Source organism: Marinobacterium iners (assembly GCF_017310015.1).
In the GTDB taxonomy this organism is placed as follows: domain Bacteria; phylum Pseudomonadota; class Gammaproteobacteria; order Pseudomonadales; family Balneatricaceae; genus Marinobacterium; species Marinobacterium iners.
This window is the reverse complement of record NZ_CP022297.1, coordinates 3,612,425-3,628,561: the sequence shown is the minus strand read 5'-3', so window position 1 is coordinate 3,628,561 and position 16,137 is coordinate 3,612,425. Positions and strand designations below refer to the sequence as shown.

Genomic DNA, 16,137 nt, shown 5'->3' with positions numbered 1-16,137 from the left:
TTCTTACCAGTATCGCCTGCGCGACCGCTCTGGGGTAAAAGTGCTGCCTGACTGGTCGGTGAACTGGCGTGCGAGAAGCGGCACCCAGGTCGCTTTTGCTGATGAACAACGAAAGGATGTCAATCCAGATGCAGCTGAGCTGGCAACACGAGTTTCATGGCCCCAACCCGTTCACGACGGAGCCGGTCGTTGTGGCCGTACTGGATCTTGAGTCCGCACGCACGCCTTTAACATGGGCTGCGGCGGCCGAGTTCACCCGCCGGTTTACGGCATGGGTTGACGGAACAACATCTGAGTCTAACGGTCAGGCTGACGCCTGTGATTCAGTTGCGATATTGCAGGCGGTGATTCAGTGGTCGCTTGGTGTACTGAACGATGTGCGCGGTGACCTGCAGGCCGGTGGTGTCCGGCGGGATCTGTCGGGCCGTCTGTGCTGCTGGCTTGGCTTTCATGAGCCTCAGCTGTCCCGTGCGGTGTTTGAACGGGGCCTTCGCACCTTAACTGCGGTTCAGAACGGTTCTCTGGATATGCAGGCATTGAATGCTCGATTGGCCGACCTGGAGCAGGCATGTCGCCGGCATCACCCCGACTATCAGGCCCGTATACTCCGGGTGGCGGCACGGGCACATAATATCCCCGTGTTGCCTTTTGTGCCTGGTAGCCGGTTTTGGCAGTTCGGCTGGGGTAAACACAGCCGGGTGTTTTTCGAGTCTTTCTCGAATGATGATGCGGCACTGGGTAGCCGTTGGCAGAGCGATAAACCACTATCCAAACAGATATTTCAGTCACTGGGCTTACCCACGCCACGTTTCGAAAGAGTGAATGACACCGCCCAGTTACATGAAGCGGCGCAGCGGATCGGATACCCCTGTGTGGTTAAACCGGTTTCGTGTGGGGGTGGCAAGGGGGTTACGGCTGCCATTACCGATCAGGCGGGTCTGGAGGCTGCTTACAGCCACGCCCGGCGCTTCGCCCCCACCGGGCCTTTGATGATCGAGTCGCATCAACCCGGCGATGATTACCGCTTGGTTTTGGTGTCGGGCCAGCTGGTTGCCGCGATCCGGCGCCGTCCTGCCTGCGTGACAGGGGATGGTCACTCAACGGTAACCGAGTTGGTGGATGAACTGAACCGGACCCGATCCGCCAACCTGGTTAAAAGCCGTTACCTGCGTCCCATTATGAAGGATCACTATTTGGTGGCGCATCTGGCTGCGCAGGGTATGACACTGGATACGTGCCTGCCAGCGGGCCAACGGCTGTCTCTGCGCAGCAATGCCAACCTGTCGACTGGCGGCAGTTGCGATGACTATACCGATCAGGTCCACCCCCAGCTCAAAGCGATGGCGGAACAGGTTGCCCAAACATTCGGCATTGCAACCGCCGGGCTGGACTACATCACGACGGATATCAGTGCGCCACCCGCCATGGGTGTCGGTGCCTTTATCGAAATCAACACAACGCCGGGACTGGATGCTTGTGTCGCGGCGGGCTGGAGTGAAAGCCGTATCGGTCACATGGTGTTGGGCGATATACCGCAGCGTATAGCGTTGACGCTTCACGTCGTGACGGAAGACCGTCTGGGAGCTGAACGGGAACAGCTGAAACATACGCCGCTTCCTGCCGGTGAGGCCCTGGCCTGTGGCGACCTGCTGCGTGTCGGTGAAGCGCTGTTCGCGTGTGAACCTGCAGAGCCCTGGCCGGCCGTCAGGGCGGCGCTGCGCAACAAAAGCGTTACGTCGCTTGTGGTGATGTGTACAGCAAGAGAGATTATGCAGCAGGGTCTGCCTGTGGATAAAGTGGACAGGGTTGAATACCTGGGAGTCACACTGACGCCCGAATGGATGCAGGTGCTGTCGGCGGCCACCCCTACGGCTTAAGGCAGGCCATCCACCTCAAAGGGCCTGAGCGTCAACTTCCCGTTGCGAAGGCCAAGCTGCTATCCTGTGCTCAGCAAACAGGAGGCCCCATGACCGACACCGATACGGATCGCACCACCGATCACGACAGCCCTTGAAAAATCGCCCTGGATGGCTATTTCAAGGAGTTTCTGGAACTGCTGTTCCCGCATATCCCGGCAGAGATCGACTGGCGCCAGGGTTATACCTCGCTCGACAAAGAGCTGCAGCAGGTGACGCCTGACGCCAACTCTGGCAGGCGTTACGCCGATAAACTGGTCAAGGTACACACGCTGGAAGGCCATGAAACCTGGGTGCTGATTCATGTTGAGGTGCAGGGCGAGCCAGAGGACGCTTTTGCACAACGGATGTATACTTACCAGTATCGCCTGCGTGACCGCTACGGGGTGGATGTGGTGAGTCTTGCGGTGCTGGCCGATACCAGCCCCGGCTTCAGGCCAGCGGCATTCAATTATGATCGCTGGGGATGTGCACTGCAGTACCGTTTTCCCATGAGTAAATTGATCGATTTTGAGTCTAACTGGGAAGCGCTGGAACAGAGCGCCAATGTGTTCGCCCTGGTGGTGATGGCACAGCTGAAGGCCAAGCGAGTGAAAGACGGCGTGGCGCGTAAAGATGCCAAAGTCGCCATTATCCGCCTGATGTACGAACGCGGCTACAGCAAGCAGCAGATCCTGGAGCTGTTCAACGTGATTGATTGGATGATCCAGCTCCCCAGCAGTCTGAATGAAGCATTTTTGAACACGATCTATGCGATCGAGGAGGACAAGAACATGCCGTATATCAATACCGCTGAACGGGTGGGGTTGGAGAAGGGTGAGCTGATCGGTATCCAGAAAGGCCGGGTGGAGGGCCGCATGGAAGGTCGCATGGAGGGCCGGTTAGAAACAATGCGTGAAACGGCCCTGGGCTTGCTGGAGTTGAAATTTGGTGAACTGCCGGATTGGGCAACCGAGATGATCAGCCAAGCCGATACGACCAAGCTCGATGCCTGGACGAGGGGTGTTCTGACGGCTGAGAGCCTGGAAGCCCTGCTGGGCAATCACTGAGCCATGGCAGCAAATGAACCGGACACCCTGACCACAAAGTGACACCGGCACTGCGTGGTACAGTGCCGGTATAAAGATGGCCGGGTTGGGTTAAATGTTGTCGCTGGGCCTCGTCTTTTGTTGATACGTGCCAGGTATCATCCAGATTCCATCCTGTACGATTAGGCTCGCCTGAGATTCCAACAGGAGATCGGCCAATAGAGCGGCTGATCGTCCTCTTGGCTGTTGATCGAACCAGTCCATGCTTCTGCGTAAGGCGTGCGCATCAACTACGCACAACGCATGCAGCGTCCCTCTATAGTGCAACTGGATGGGTTTTAGCACCTCAGCTTCATGCAGTAGGGCGACCAAAGCCTGTGTGCGTTTAATCTGTAGCTGAGCACTCTGAGATTGCGTGATAGTTGGAGGCGGTCGGCCATTCATCCAGCACAAAGCATCTGTACCGTACCATGGCGGTTTTGGGACGGGATCGTTCAGTTTTAAGGGGAAATATCTCCAGCATTGTGGTAATTGAGGTATTACGATGTTTGCCAGTGGTGCGACAGGCAGAGCCTGTGGTGAAGGCTGAAGCAGCACAGGAGTGCTCTTGCTAAGGTGAGTTATATCGGCCAGCGTCAAGGCGACAAACGCTTGACCAAATCGTGCCAATACTCTTCTGTCCGTTTCAATAGGAGGCGACAGATAACCGATGTGCTTTGAGTTCAAAAACATACTATTTCTCCAGGGCCGGTCAGACCGGCGCCACTCAGAGAACTGATGCGCACATCAACGCGTGATGCAAACGTTTATCGCATCAGCTCAGATTCGTTAGCTGCCACTCTCTAGAGTGAACAGCTGGATTTGAGTGGGCTTCCTTCAGCCCCGGGGATTTGGTTCTAGTTACGGACGAAATTGATGCTGCGCGTTGGTTGAAGGTTGATTGAGATAGCAGCCGTAACGACCATTTATTAACACATATAAACTTCTAGACTTCAACGTAGACAATGCCCCTCCGAGTTGTCAAGCCTCGTGGTATTTACGCTTCGTTTTTCAATTGCAATGTATCAGCATGAAGCCGAGTGATGTGTGATCTCAGACTTGACAAACGTTCAAAATACGCTTTATTTGTTCCATAGATTCATTTATAGAACTAATAGGAGCGTTTGTGATGTCAGAAAAAACCAATATATATCGGGGTCGGATTGTTGGCTCGGGGGGTTCCTTCACTTGTATTCATAAACTCCAACCCCAACCCCAACCCCAACCCCAACCCCAACCCCAACCCCAACCCCAACCCCAACCCCAACCCCAACCCCAACCCCAACCCCAACCCCAACCCCAACCCCAATCTGCTGCTGATCCCGTATCAGAAACACCATCGAGTACTGAAGAGTCTGAAATCCCGATCTACAGGCCGCCCAGTCAACACTCCGTACCCAATGCCCCATTAGCACAACCAGCAATCACAGGAGAATACATGCAAAGGGGAGGCTATCCTGCACAGTCTCAACCCCAGCAGGTACGGGCTACAAGAGGTCTGACACGGACTCAGCTAATTCAGGACATGGTGAACTACCTATCGCAATATTACTTTTTGATTCGAGACAACAGTGACGCATGTTTCTTACAAGGCCGATACGACTACACGCTGCACCCCATAAGCTCTGATGCGTTCTATGCGCCATTGAAAGCCTATGCAATGAACACACATGGGAGGGAACTGACGGACGGCATGATCAAAAGTGCACTGGATCTTTTTTGTGGCAACCAAACTCAAACATCCTTTCGAATTCACAATGTTCATTGTGGCCGCTCGCTGACATTTACAGGTAACGCCCTGTATTACTACCAGCGAAGCGGTTTACATATTGCTCCGTCGTATACCCCAGAAGCGGGGGCATTCAGTCGCGATATGCAGCCAATAGGGTTAGTACTCAATCGATCTGCACAACCAAGCCCGCACTATATTGGCAACATACATCCTTCCACACTGGAAAACCTGTTCCGTGGCTATTCCGTACCCGAGGGTGAGTACCTGGTCCTGATCACTTGGATGGTCAGCACGCTGATTGCTTCCAGCGGCGGATATATGTTGGAGTTGATCGATAACGATGATGAGCGTGTGCAAAAGCTCCAGCGGGATCTGAAACGGCTGATCGACCCCTGTACTCAGGACTTCATTCCTGAGGTGCCAGCCCAACGGAAACAGTTTGACTCGCTGGCATTGGACCACTTCCTGCTGAACTTCAGTCCGGTGGATGAACTCACTGTACCTGCACAGAAGAACCTGCTGGACCTGCTCAACGGTTATGCCGTTGATATGAGCCTGAAACCCAAACGCCACAGTTACTCGGTATTCGTTCAACGCCCCGTCCTACTGTCGGCAGATGAAAGCGTGATAACCCATGAGCCGCTACTGAACCGCGCCATCACACTGCATCTGTCCAGAGAAGATATCACAGCAAACGTGGATATGAGCATTGAGTTTGACGCCTATTTCAGCGCATGGATCAACTTGGTAGCCTTCGTCAACTATCATCTCCAACCAATCTTGCTGCAGCATGGAGCGGCAAGCAATCACACACCTGCAGATGTCTTCCGCCAGATCGGCATTTTGGTGTGCCGGGCATTAGTCAAGGATGAGAAACTGTTTATTCAGGAAATGGACCATCAGGCGAGCATCAGACAGGGACTGTCGCTCTCGGAGAATGCCGTTGCCCAGGCACTGATCGCTTACTTGAATCAGAACAGGCTCAACGAGCAGTCAAAGTCTGCAAGTGATTGGCTTGATGCGTTGGAGTCCTTCCGGCCCAAGCGCGCTCGTTCAACCGACTGGCCAGTTACACCCAGGGCGTTGGGTGCAGCATTGAAGCAGGCCAAACCGGTTCTGGCTGCATCCGATATCGAGTGCCTCGGTGAGAAGCGGGGCTCGTATCGGGTCTGGACCATCCGTCGAAACACCCCGCTGGAACCTTCTACCACGGATCAATCTCAAGCACCTAGCCTGGACGCTTGAGTGTTTTTTGATCGTATTCAAAGGGGCGCGTTTTAAGCCCCTTCTCCGCTCGATGCCCTGATGAACCTGCACCCTCGCACACGCTTTCATCCCTGCTTCAACCGGTACCACAAAGGCCTCTCGAACGCCTCAATGCGGCTGCTTTGATTCACCGGCCAGCACGACATTGAAGACGTTTTATTTTTTTAAACCACAAAAACCTGCTTCTAAAGGGCGATTTTGAGCCGATTATTTTAAATTTTATTTTAATAATGTCTAATGTCGTGCTGCAGGGCCGTTTATTTCCAGCACTTCCCTGACCCGTTCCAGCAACGCTTTCCCCGGCCCTTGCGGTTGTCTCCGTCCCCGTTCCCAGTCCTGTAACGTGCGCTGACTGATGCCCAATGCACTGGCCATTTCCACCTGGGTCATCTCCCGTTCGTGGCGCAGTCGAAGGATTGCCTCAACGCTCGGGTGGAGTCCTTTCGGCGGATCACTCTGAGGACGCTTGGCTCGATTCGGTGGCTGAGGAGGATCAGATTGATCGGCTGTCCTGTACGGCACCGCATCGTCATGATCGGGGTGGGCGGGTTCTGTCGGGTGTGTCGGTTCTGCAGTCACGGCAGTCGGGTGTGACAGCGGCTGACTGTGTTCGGGTAATCCATTCGGTATCGGGGCCTGCCACTGGGGCACGCCCTCCGCGTCCAGTGGGCGTTTATCTTCGGTGCTGCTCATGGGCTCCAGCCTGGACCTTATCCGGTTGGTCTGCATCGCTCGATTCTCCTCTGTCGCTGCGTGCTGCATAGGATAGGGGAATATTATTTTTTATTTTTCACACTCGATGCACGTCCGTGTGCCGGGATCGATTCCGATTCAACTGATTCGCCTGTAGCCGCTAACGACGACGCCTGCGGCTGCTGCCAAAGCAATGCACGCCTTCACCCAAGCGTTTGCTGTAGGTCTTGCACAGGTAACTGGCCCGGTAATACAACCTAGCTAACTCGTAATCCCGCTGGCCTTGACGAATCTGAAACTGCCCTGCACTGTGATCCACACTCTCGCTGGGATATGGATCGTCACAGCCGTAGGGACGCTCCGTGTCGTACTGTCCCCCCACCGCGTAGTGAACCAGCCCTTCGACTCCATGATCATTCGCTAGCCTCAGTGCGTAGGCCCAGGCCCGCGCAATCCGATGAAACAGGTTCTGACGGTGATACCCGCCCTGGTTGCAGGGTGTATAGGTCCCGATCTGATGAACGGCATCCTGATTGAACATCAGCACCAGGTGGTAGTGAGGATTGGGACTGCGGTCCTGCTCCCGTGCCCAAACGTAATGTACACGGGTCGGGTATTTCAAACCCGCCCTGTCCAGCTCCCGTTGCAGGTATTCAAAGAAACGCTTCATGCATTGATTGTCACGACTCAGCTCTGCCGGATAGCCCTGTGGGTAACGCAGATCCACTCGGACGGCATAGACCCTCGGGTATTCCGACAGGGCGCTATCAATCACACCCCAGGTACGGTCCAGGTAATCTTCGATCAGTCCGCCGTAATGCGGCTGCTGTGAGACGCTCCACCCCAAGTAGTGACTCCCGTAATACAGCCGTAGCTGAGGACTGCCGGGTACCCGCTTGGGGCGGTCGGTTGTGTTGTGCGGGTTTTCTGCCCAAGGATCAGTGTGGTCAGCAAAGTGATGCGGGTAGTGATCGGTTGAGTATGGATCAGGGTTGTAAGGATTCATGAGTGTGCTCCAGTACCGGTTAAAGGGACTGAGCGTGGAGATCACTCGGGTGGATACTCTCAGGGGGTGGAAGTAGAGGCTTGTGTATCATGGACGTATGCCTGATCTCTCTTTGGGAAGAGATCAGGCTATGACCTGTATGACGATGGGGGAGTGGTAGAGAGATGAGTTCCAGAGCGTAGGCTCTGATTGGTTAACCTGTTGGTTATATAGCTTGATTGGTTACGTTAGGTATGCTGGTTGGGTATATAGGTTGATTGGTTAACCTGTTGGTTATATATACTACTGTAACCGTAAACACCGCCCAGCCAAAAAACCCCGCTCCATCGAGTTTTGCCTACAGACACGCCCCCGGAAACCTTGACCACCTTGCTCAGAAAAAAAATCATTCCGACTCGGGTGGATAATTCAGTGTTTGATCACCACGCTCACAGCATTACCCGGCAGCGTAAAAATTAACACGCACGGCGTATTCTATTCAGCGAAATTTCACACCTATATCACCTCCGTGGATGGACACCTGATGTGCCCATTTTTCAGCATCCAAGGAGGTTTATCATGACGTTACGTTGTCCCCGCTGCCAGTCATGGCAGCTGATTCCACGCACCCAGGGCCGCACGGTGGGCACCGTGATCGGCGTCACCGCTGGCTCAGCCAGTGGTATTGCCGGTGCTCTCAGTGGTGCCCGTACCGGTGCCCAGGTTGGTCTGATAGCGGGGCCTCCCGGTGTCGCACTGGGGACGCTGGCCGGTGCCGTACTCGGAGGCCTGCTCGGTGGGGCGGCCGGTGGCGTCACCGGTGGCCGCATCGGTGATCACCTGGACCGAGAAGTACTGGCTAACATCGAGTGCCTGGACTGCGGGCACGCCTTTCGGGCGACGGATCAGGTGTAGCCAGGATTTAGCCCTGCGCATCAACTGGACGCCTGTCTCAACGACAGCCTTCACGCATAAATCCCTTACGCATATATCCCCTGAAGGCACCCGGCCGGGCGCCGGGGCGTTATGCCATCACGGGGAACAGGAGAATGATCATGAATACACACCACACCGCGATTCAGCCTACCGCTCTGGCGCTGCCTGCGCCTCATGCTGCTCTGACAGAGCAAACCCTCCATAACGCCCAGACTCAGGCCCTGCAGGGGCTGGCCTCCAGCAAACGCCGCCATGCTCAGGCTCACCGTCTGGTGGACACCCGTCAGCTGGATCGGGACAGCTGGCTGGCCGTGCGGCAGACCGGCATTGGCAGTTCGGATGCCGCCGCCGCTGTTGGGCTGAACCCCTACAAGTCCCAGCTGGAGCTGTGGATGGAGAAAACCGGTCGGCTGATCCATGCCGCTCAGTCGGATGGACACACCTCTGGGGACACCGGTGAGTCATCGGCTGTGTCCGACGACGATAACAGCCCTCTGTTCTGGGGTACGGTACTGGAGCCCATCGTAGCTGAGCACTATGCCAAACGCACCGGCTTCAAGGTGCGGCGGGTAAACGCCGTTCTTCAGCACCCGGAGCATGCCTGGATGCTGGCCAACCTGGACCGTGAGGTGGTCGGTTGCGATGAAGTGCAGGTACTGGAGTGCAAGACCGCTGGCATTAACGGGGCCAGGCTGTGGAAAAACGGCGTGCCGGAGTATGTACAGCTGCAGGTGATGCACCAGTTGGCGGTCACCGGGCAGCAGGCGGCGGATGTGGCGGTACTGGTCGGGGGGCATGAGCTGAGGATCTTCCGTCTGGAACGGGATGAGGCGTTGATTGACCGGTTGATCCAGCTGGAAGCCGCGTTCTGGCGTCACGTCACGGAGGATACCCCACCCCCGGCGGATGCCAGTGACTCAGCCGATCGTGCTCTGCGGGCACTGTTCCCGGAGGATGACCATGAGGTGATGGACTTCACTGAGCAACCGGAGCTGTCCGAGGTGTTTGAGCAGCTGCTGGTGGTGCGCTCGGTACTGGATGATGCCAAACGCGATGAGGCCCAGTTGAAGCATCAGTTGCAGCAGGCGATGGGCACGGCCAGTGAGGCTCAGTTCTCACAGGGCCGCATTACCTGGAAGAAGAGCAGTGACAGCCGGGTGGTGGATCTGGCACGGCTGAAGAAAGATGAGCCGGAACTGGTGCAGCAGTACCTGACGGTAAAGCCCGGCAGTCGCCGCTTTGTGGTGCATGGAAGCTGAACGTTGCAACCACTGATACTGCCGGTTATCCACAGTACTACTCAGATCCATTCGTATCATTTCAACACAACAGCCCCAGCCCTGTGCCCTCTGCGGAGGCACGGGGCTTTTTATTGTCTTCAATTCAGGCTCTGACTGCAGAGCAGGAGGTACCCCATGTTAAAAGGACTCGCCATTACCCCGCCCATTCTGGGGCGGATCGCCATCGGTAAGGTGGTGGAGAAGGACGGCAAACGCCTGCCACAGAAGGATGATCAGTTTACCCTGACCTCCCAGATCCAGACCCGTGAAGGCTGGTTGCCACACCCGCTGGATGAACAGCTGCGCGAAGGGCAGGGCGGTAAGCTGCGCCGCATCCCGATCCGGTTGCTGTTCAATGACCCGGATCTCAACCTGAGGGCGGAGTATTCGTTGTTTGATCGCAATACCGCAAGGCCTTTGTGCGTGGGGGATGGAGAACAGTGCCGCCGTCGGACCCGTGAAGGGATGCAGACGCTGCCGTGCCCTGGCCCCGATAGCTGTGAGCTGGCTCAGGGCGGACGCTGCAAGCCCTATGCCCGACTCAACGTCGTGGTCGGGGAGGACGATCCGCTGGGGACGTTCATCTTCCGTACCACGGGGTTCAACTCGATTCGGACACTGGCCGCACGGCTGCAGTACTTCAAGGCGGTCTCCGGTAACCGGCTGGCCTGTATGCCCCTGGAGTTAAGGCTGCGGGGCAAGTCCACTCGCCAGAGCCATGGCACGCCGATCTACTACGTGGATATCACCCTGCGCGAAGGCATGGACCTGGAGGAGGCCCTGGCCAGTGCGCACGATATGGCCCTGGACCGGAATGAAGTGGGGTTTGATCAGAAGGCATTGGATCGGGTGGCCAAGCAGGGCTTTGCCAACGGGCTGTTTGAAGAGCAGGAGGAAGATGTGGCAGCCGTGGTGGATGAGTTTTATCCACAGCAGGAGGCTCAGACAGGTCAGGGGCATCACCTGAACCCATCCGCCACTGGCCAACTCAGTGCGACCGGTACGCTGAATGACAAGCTGGCTCAACGCTCCCATCGGCTGACCCGGAAGCCTGCGCCCTTTGAGGATGGAGATGTGGGTACGGGTCAGCCTGTAACGGCTGACGCTGAGGCTCAGGCCGAAGCAACGGTAGTAACAGACACTCAGCAGAACCAGAACACTGCAGCCAATACCGAAACTAATGTGGATGCCTCTGCCATCGAAGCCTCACTGCAGGCCGATATCGCTCAGGCCTCCCGCCTGGCCAAACGTGCCCGTCAGTCGGGCGTGAGCAAAGCCCGTCCGACCACCCATTAATCAAACCACTATCTCTTTCCGTGCTGAACGCTTGGGTACCACAACGCCATAACGGCGCTTCCACTCATCTTTCGCTGTTCACAACCACTCTCAATCACTCTGCCGGTATCGCTGCCCTGCGGGGTGGCGGTGCCTGCAGGTCTGGAGGTTTACCATGATGACCCATTCCCATGCGGGCACTTTGTCCCGTGATCAACTCTACCGTCAGGCACCGGCCATCTTCGCCCAAGCGCCTAATGATGCTGTCTCTGACCGCTACGGCTTTGTCCCCACCATTGAGGTAGTGGACGCCCTGCAGGCCGAAGGCTGGTACCCCGTCCGGGCGCAACAGACCCGTGTGCGTGATCCCGAGCGCCGGGATACCACCCGCCATCTGGTGCGGTTCCGTCAGGACCCGCAACGCCAGATCACGGTGGGCGACAGTATTGCGGAACTGGTACTGACCAACAGCCATGACCGTTCGTCTGCCTACCAACTGGATCTGGGACTGTTCCGGCTGATCTGCAGTAACGGCATGGTGACCCCGGTGGGCGATATGGGCGGTATCCGCGTACGCCACGGCAAACAGGTGGTTGATCAGATCCTGGAGGGCTCCCTGGCTCTGGTGGATGAAGTGCCCAACCTGGCCGGTACCGTCGAACGCTTCCAGTCGATGCGGTTAAGCCCGGAGGAGTCCCGCCTGTTTGCCCAATCCGCCCTGACCCTGCGCTACGGGGAGGACTGGCGTCAGGTCAGCCCCATTCAACCGGATCGCCTGCTGGATGCCCGTCGCTCGGAAGACCGGGATCAGAATCTCTGGCGGGTGTTTAATCGCACGCAGGAGAACCTGCTCAAGGGCGGTATCCCAGGGCGTTCGGCATCCGGTCGTCATACCCGCACCCGTGCCATCCAGTCTGTCAGTGAAGATGTGCGCCTCAACCGCGCACTCTGGCAGCTGACCGAGCACTTCGCCGCACTCAAAGGACAGGCGCGTGTCGCCTGAAGAAAGGAGAATACACAGATGACACCCCAACTGATCGCCGGGGAACGCCCCGGCACCTATGTCGTCCCCAATGCCGTAACTGATGCCCAGTTGATGCACCTGGCTAGAATGCTGGCCCGTCGACGCCTGCGCAAAGGCCGTGCGCTGGATAAACCCGATACGGTGTTCAATGCCCTGCAAACCCTGCTGATGGAGTATGAGCATGAGGTGTTCGGCATGCTGATGCTGGACAACCGCCACCGCATCATCGCCTTCAAGGAGTTGTTCCGGGGCACCATCGATGCGGCCAGCGTGTACCCACGGGAAGTGATCAAGGAAGCGCTGACACATAACGCGGCGGCCGTGATCCTGGTGCACAACCACCCATCAGGGAGTCCAGAACCGAGCCAAGCGGATCGGCGCATTACCGATCGGCTGCAGCAAGCCCTGAGCACAGTGGAGATCCGGCTGCTGGACCACGTCATTGTCGGGCATGAAGGCACCTGCTCCTTTGCAGAAAAGGGGCTGATTTGAAAACCCCGGTCGTCGTGTTCGCCCTGTGCGAACACGGCGGCCACTGCGTCCTGTTATTATTTTTTTACACAACGGGCACTATCCTATGACACGCAGCGTGTGTGGTAGACTGGTCAGTAATCAGACAGGAGTAGCCATGACCGATTTACTCGACCCAACCAACGACTACGTGTTCAAGCGCTTGTTTGCAGAAGCACCGGATCTGCTGGTGGATCTGATCAATGACCTGCGCCCGGATCTGCCGAATATAGCGTCGGTTGAAATCCTGAACCCGAACATTGAAGCGTGTGAGTTGACGGGCAAATACATCATCCTGGATGTATTGGCACGGGATGGTCAGGGCCACTGCTATAATGTTGAGATACAGGTGCGCCGCTACGGTGCCTGGCACAAGCGCGGGCTGTTTTACCTGGCCCGGACCTTAGGAACGCAACTGGATGCCGGTGAAGATTACCAGCATTTGAGAGCGTCCGTTGGTTTGCATTTGCTGGATTTTGATCTGTTCACCGATACTGAAAGCGAGCGTCAGCAAGCTACCTGGCGGTTTGAAATGCGCGATGAGACCCAGCCAGATGTCACGTTGGGGAACATCTTGCAGATGAATCTGATCGAACTGAACAAGGCGGATCGCTTGGGACTTCCCGAAGGCCCGCTTCGCGCTTGGGTTACTTTTTTCAAGCACTGGCAGGAGGAACTGACCATGGCCAATGTAGCACACGAACCGGTTAAGAAAGCGATGAGCCGCATCCGTGAGCTGAGTGCTGATGACGAAGCTCGCCGCCTGGCGTTTGTGCGTGAACGCGCACTGCGGGATGAGGTGTCGTTGTTGAATGATGCTAAGCGAGAGGGTGAGCTGACAGGCGAGCGCCGTGTTTTGCAGCGCTTGCTGAAAAAGCGTTTTGGCGAGATACCATCTTGGGTGAACGAAAAGCTTGAGATAGCTGGCAGTCCTCAATTGGAGGTATGGGCAGATGAAATCCTGGTAGCAAAAAGCCTTGATGAACTCTTCAAGCATTAAAGCCGGAAAGTCAGAAGCGAGCAGCATCCGTGAGCTCAGTGCTGATGACGAGGCTCGCCGTTTGGCATTCGTGCGTGAACGGGCACTGCGGGATGAAGTATCGCTGTTGAACGATGCTGAAAAGCGCGGACGCATGGAAGGTCGGATGGAAGGAGAGTCACGACTTCTGCGCAAGATGATCGAGATAAAATTCGGCGCTATTCCTGAATGGGCTGAATCAGTACTGGAGTCTGCTGACTCCCAGCAGATTGATCTCTGGGCTGAATCGATCCTGACTGCCGAAAGCCTGGAAGCCCTATTGGGTAAGCACTGACCCCCAAGGCACTTGAGCGCAGCGGCATAGAAGGAACAGACATGTTGGCTGAACGTATGAAAAAGTGGCCCGAGCAGTGGGAGCAGCGCGGAATTCAGAAGGGTCGGGTGGAAGGCCGGATGGAAGGTCGGATAGAAACGATGCGTGAAACGGCACTCAATCTGATCAACATGAACATCCTGACCGATGCCCAGATCGCCCAGGCCTCTGGTTTGACAGAGGCTGAGGTCAAGGCATTACGCACTGAAGCCAGGCTCTGACCCCGGTGGGGCTGGAGTGCTCGACTAACGAGCCTCCAGCAGGGCGACTTGAGAGGCGCGGTTCGGCATCATGGTGGCCAGTGACGGCAGTGACCGGGTGGCGGTATCAGCCGCTGCAATCAGCGAGTCCTGCGTCAGGTGAGCATATCGCTGAGTGGTTTTGACTTGGGTATGCCCCAAAATATTCTGCACTTCATACAGACTGCGCCCTGAGTTGATCAGGAAGCTGGCAAAGCTGTGTCGCAGGTCATGTAACCTCAACTCCGGCATCCCGGCACGCTTACGTGCCACATCCCACGAGTTAAAGATATTATTGTACGGCTTCAGTGTTTTGGGGTTTGGGAACAGCCACTCGCAGCCGGGTATACGCAGCTGCTCCACGGCATTCAACATCTCCAGCAATCCATCTGAAATCGGAATATAGCGTGTCGTTCCGGTTTTATTGAACTCCACCGTCCAGATACGCCGCTCCAGATCCAGATCCTTCCAGCGCGCCGTTAACACCTCACCCTTGCGGGCACCAGTCAGCAAGAGCATGGCCACAATCCATTTAAGTTGAGGGTTGCGTGACCGTGTGATCGTCTCAAACAGGCGTGCAGCCTCCTCCGATGTTAAGTAACGCTCCCGTTTATTGTTTTCCACAAACAGGTCGATACCGGCCGTCGGGTTGCGAGTTGCCCCGGCAGTTTCCCAGCGCATGGCGCAGTTAAAAATATAACGGCACAGCACAATGAGCCGGTTGGTGGAGCTGGGCTTGTGCGTTTGACGGTTGACGTTGAACAGATCCACTAAATGACGCCGCGTAATCTCATCCAGATGCAGAGCACCGATGGCGGGCAGGATGTGCTTGTTCAGCAGGCAGACATCCGTTCTCCACGAGCGCTTGTAGGCTTTTATATGGGGCAGATAGGACTGCTCCACGAACTGAGCAAAGGTCGGGACCTCCTTCAGCGTTTTTTTCTGTTCAAAGGGATCAATACCCATTGCCAGTGTCGTCAGTCGCTCCGTTGCGAGCTGTCGAGCATCCGCCAGGCTCAACCGATTGGCCGGGCCTAACTTTTTCTCTTGTGTTTTACCCCGGACATCCTGATAACGCAGGTAATAGGTGCGCCGTCCAGATTTGAGGGCTTTGAACACCAATCCGGGTATTTTGGTATCGAAATAGTCGACTTTGGATTTGTCGGCCGGGCATAAGTTGCTACTCTGTACGAACTGTTGTGTAAGATTGCGCTTTGGCATGGCGGATACTCCTTTCATGTTTCGTAAACGCTACTAAAAGTAGCAATATATATTTAATAGTTCTTTTATCGGCTTGGAGTCAAGCTTTATGGATGAAAAAGTACGTTTTGCGATGGCGATGCGGATAGGGCGTGCCGCGTTGGGCATGAGTCAGCAAGAGTTCGCGGACATGCTGGGGGTGGCCAAGTCGACGATTGCACGCAATGAAACACTGGAGATGGTGATGCGTGCGGAGACACTGACCGCCATGATTCGTGCCTTGCGCGAAAGGGGGGTCGAGATCGATATACTGGGCAGTGATGATGTGCTGGATGTTCAGGTGAGAGAGGCAGCGGTAGAAAACTTGAAGAGTCGCCTGGAGGATGAGAGCCGTCGTCGCAGTGATCGAAAGCGCTCTCTGAACTGAAAGGAAAGAAGAGGAGACGTTGCTGCAGAGTGCGCTGGAATTGATGTGAAATGAAGAAACTGTGAAGAAAAATAAACGCTGTAGCTAAGAGACTGCAGGGCGCGTCAGATAGGCGATCTTGAGGGTATTAGATCGGTTATATTGGGCACGGATCGACTCGAAAAAATAGATATAGCGTAGAAAAACCATAATACGACATATTAGTAGCGTAAAAGCTGTTTTATAAACAGTATCT

Annotated in this window: 15 protein-coding genes and 1 pseudogene; 13 read left to right on the top strand and 3 right to left on the bottom strand. The window is 55.9% G+C overall.

Going from position 1 to position 16,137, the window contains the following annotated elements:
• Nucleotides 1–116: 116 nt before the first annotated feature.
• The 4 genes from CFI10_RS17165 to CFI10_RS17150 all read left to right on the top strand — a co-directional run bounded on the left by CFI10_RS17165 (nucleotide 117) and on the right by CFI10_RS17150 (nucleotide 5,960).
• The gene (locus CFI10_RS17165; protein ID WP_206836875.1) at nucleotides 117–1,877 is read left to right on the top strand and encodes an ATP-grasp domain-containing protein; all 1,761 of its coding nucleotides are present in this window, start codon (nucleotides 117–119) and stop codon (nucleotides 1,875–1,877) included.
• Between the two features lie 251 nt (nucleotides 1,878–2,128).
• The gene (locus CFI10_RS17160) at nucleotides 2,129–2,965 is read left to right on the top strand and encodes an RpnC/YadD family protein (RefSeq protein WP_242530037.1); all 837 of its coding nucleotides are present in this window, start codon (nucleotides 2,129–2,131) and stop codon (nucleotides 2,963–2,965) included.
• 1,184 nt (nucleotides 2,966–4,149) lie between these two features.
• Nucleotides 4,150–4,395 (top strand): hypothetical protein, encoded by a 246-nt coding sequence (locus CFI10_RS17155; protein ID WP_206836873.1) that lies wholly within the window; start codon nucleotides 4,150–4,152, stop codon nucleotides 4,393–4,395.
• Between the two features lie 281 nt (nucleotides 4,396–4,676).
• On the top strand, nucleotides 4,677–5,960 hold the full coding sequence (locus CFI10_RS17150) for a hypothetical protein (RefSeq protein WP_206836870.1): 1,284 nt from the start codon (nucleotides 4,677–4,679) through the stop codon (nucleotides 5,958–5,960).
• 255 nt (nucleotides 5,961–6,215) lie between these two features.
• Here CFI10_RS17150 and CFI10_RS17145 read toward each other — a convergent pair whose 3' ends face one another.
• Both CFI10_RS17145 and CFI10_RS17140 read right to left on the bottom strand, forming a co-directional pair.
• The gene (locus CFI10_RS17145; RefSeq protein ID WP_206836868.1) at nucleotides 6,216–6,674 is read right to left on the bottom strand and encodes a helix-turn-helix domain-containing protein; all 459 of its coding nucleotides are present in this window, start codon (nucleotides 6,672–6,674) and stop codon (nucleotides 6,216–6,218) included.
• A gap of 160 nt (nucleotides 6,675–6,834) precedes the next feature.
• A complete protein-coding gene (locus CFI10_RS17140) occupies nucleotides 6,835–7,680 on the bottom strand; it encodes an inovirus Gp2 family protein (RefSeq protein WP_206836865.1) in 846 nt (281 codons plus the stop codon).
• Between the two features lie 558 nt (nucleotides 7,681–8,238).
• On the opposite strand from CFI10_RS17140, the gene CFI10_RS17135 reads away from it, so the two are divergent.
• The 8 genes and pseudogenes from CFI10_RS17135 to CFI10_RS17100 all read left to right on the top strand — a co-directional run bounded on the left by CFI10_RS17135 (nucleotide 8,239) and on the right by CFI10_RS17100 (nucleotide 14,257).
• On the top strand, nucleotides 8,239–8,574 hold the full coding sequence (locus CFI10_RS17135) for a hypothetical protein (protein WP_206836862.1): 336 nt from the start codon (nucleotides 8,239–8,241) through the stop codon (nucleotides 8,572–8,574).
• A gap of 140 nt (nucleotides 8,575–8,714) precedes the next feature.
• On the top strand, nucleotides 8,715–9,854 hold the full coding sequence (locus tag CFI10_RS17130; RefSeq protein WP_206836859.1) for a YqaJ viral recombinase family nuclease: 1,140 nt from the start codon (nucleotides 8,715–8,717) through the stop codon (nucleotides 9,852–9,854).
• 156 nt (nucleotides 9,855–10,010) lie between these two features.
• Nucleotides 10,011–10,898: pseudogene (locus tag CFI10_RS17125) on the top strand (recombination directionality factor); the annotation flags it as partial.
• A 427-nt stretch (nucleotides 10,899–11,325) separates the two neighbouring features.
• Nucleotides 11,326–12,153 (top strand): DUF932 domain-containing protein, encoded by an 828-nt coding sequence (locus CFI10_RS17120; RefSeq protein ID WP_206836851.1) that lies wholly within the window; start codon nucleotides 11,326–11,328, stop codon nucleotides 12,151–12,153.
• An 18-nt stretch (nucleotides 12,154–12,171) separates the two neighbouring features.
• A complete protein-coding gene (radC, locus tag CFI10_RS17115; protein ID WP_206836845.1) occupies nucleotides 12,172–12,666 on the top strand; it encodes a RadC family protein in 495 nt (164 codons plus the stop codon).
• Nucleotides 12,667–12,802: 136 nt separating this feature from the next.
• Nucleotides 12,803–13,684: an Rpn family recombination-promoting nuclease/putative transposase gene (locus CFI10_RS17110; RefSeq protein WP_206836842.1), complete on the top strand. Its 882-nt coding sequence runs from the start codon at nucleotides 12,803–12,805 to the stop codon at nucleotides 13,682–13,684.
• Nucleotides 13,665–13,997: a hypothetical protein gene (locus CFI10_RS17105; protein ID WP_242530036.1), complete on the top strand. Its 333-nt coding sequence runs from the start codon at nucleotides 13,665–13,667 to the stop codon at nucleotides 13,995–13,997. The genes CFI10_RS17110 and CFI10_RS17105 overlap by 20 nt, the downstream gene beginning before the upstream one ends.
• A gap of 41 nt (nucleotides 13,998–14,038) precedes the next feature.
• On the top strand, nucleotides 14,039–14,257 hold the full coding sequence (locus CFI10_RS17100) for an RpnC/YadD family protein (RefSeq protein ID WP_206836839.1): 219 nt from the start codon (nucleotides 14,039–14,041) through the stop codon (nucleotides 14,255–14,257).
• 24 nt (nucleotides 14,258–14,281) lie between these two features.
• Here CFI10_RS17100 and CFI10_RS17095 read toward each other — a convergent pair whose 3' ends face one another.
• Complete coding sequence (locus CFI10_RS17095) at nucleotides 14,282–15,496, bottom strand: tyrosine-type recombinase/integrase (RefSeq protein WP_206836836.1); 1,215 nt, start codon at nucleotides 15,494–15,496, stop codon at nucleotides 14,282–14,284.
• An 88-nt stretch (nucleotides 15,497–15,584) separates the two neighbouring features.
• On the opposite strand from CFI10_RS17095, the gene CFI10_RS17090 reads away from it, so the two are divergent.
• Nucleotides 15,585–15,902, top strand: coding sequence for a helix-turn-helix domain-containing protein (locus tag CFI10_RS17090; protein WP_206836832.1), 318 nt, complete (start codon nucleotides 15,585–15,587; stop codon nucleotides 15,900–15,902).
• Nucleotides 15,903–16,137 lie beyond the last annotated feature (235 nt).

Excerpts from the sequence above, each read along its gene's own strand:
- CFI10_RS17165 (WP_206836875.1), top strand. The coding sequence starts at position 117 with ATGTCAATCCAGATGCAGCTGAGCTGGCAACACGAGTTTCATGGCCCC.
- CFI10_RS17150 (WP_206836870.1), top strand. The coding sequence starts at position 4,677 with ATGATCAAAAGTGCACTGGATCTTTTTTGTGGCAACCAAACTCAAACA.
- CFI10_RS17145 (WP_206836868.1), bottom strand. The coding sequence starts at position 6,674 with ATGAGCAGCACCGAAGATAAACGCCCACTGGACGCGGAGGGCGTGCCC.
- CFI10_RS17140 (WP_206836865.1), bottom strand. The coding sequence starts at position 7,680 with ATGAATCCTTACAACCCTGATCCATACTCAACCGATCACTACCCGCAT.
- CFI10_RS17135 (WP_206836862.1), top strand. The coding sequence starts at position 8,239 with ATGACGTTACGTTGTCCCCGCTGCCAGTCATGGCAGCTGATTCCACGC.
- CFI10_RS17130 (WP_206836859.1), top strand. The coding sequence starts at position 8,715 with ATGAATACACACCACACCGCGATTCAGCCTACCGCTCTGGCGCTGCCT.
- CFI10_RS17120 (WP_206836851.1), top strand. The coding sequence starts at position 11,326 with ATGATGACCCATTCCCATGCGGGCACTTTGTCCCGTGATCAACTCTAC.
- radC (WP_206836845.1), top strand. The coding sequence starts at position 12,172 with ATGACACCCCAACTGATCGCCGGGGAACGCCCCGGCACCTATGTCGTC.
- CFI10_RS17110 (WP_206836842.1), top strand. The coding sequence starts at position 12,803 with ATGACCGATTTACTCGACCCAACCAACGACTACGTGTTCAAGCGCTTG.
- CFI10_RS17105 (WP_242530036.1), top strand. The coding sequence starts at position 13,665 with ATGAACTCTTCAAGCATTAAAGCCGGAAAGTCAGAAGCGAGCAGCATC.
- CFI10_RS17100 (WP_206836839.1), top strand. The coding sequence starts at position 14,039 with ATGTTGGCTGAACGTATGAAAAAGTGGCCCGAGCAGTGGGAGCAGCGC.
- CFI10_RS17095 (WP_206836836.1), bottom strand. The coding sequence starts at position 15,496 with ATGCCAAAGCGCAATCTTACACAACAGTTCGTACAGAGTAGCAACTTA.
- CFI10_RS17090 (WP_206836832.1), top strand. The coding sequence starts at position 15,585 with ATGGATGAAAAAGTACGTTTTGCGATGGCGATGCGGATAGGGCGTGCC.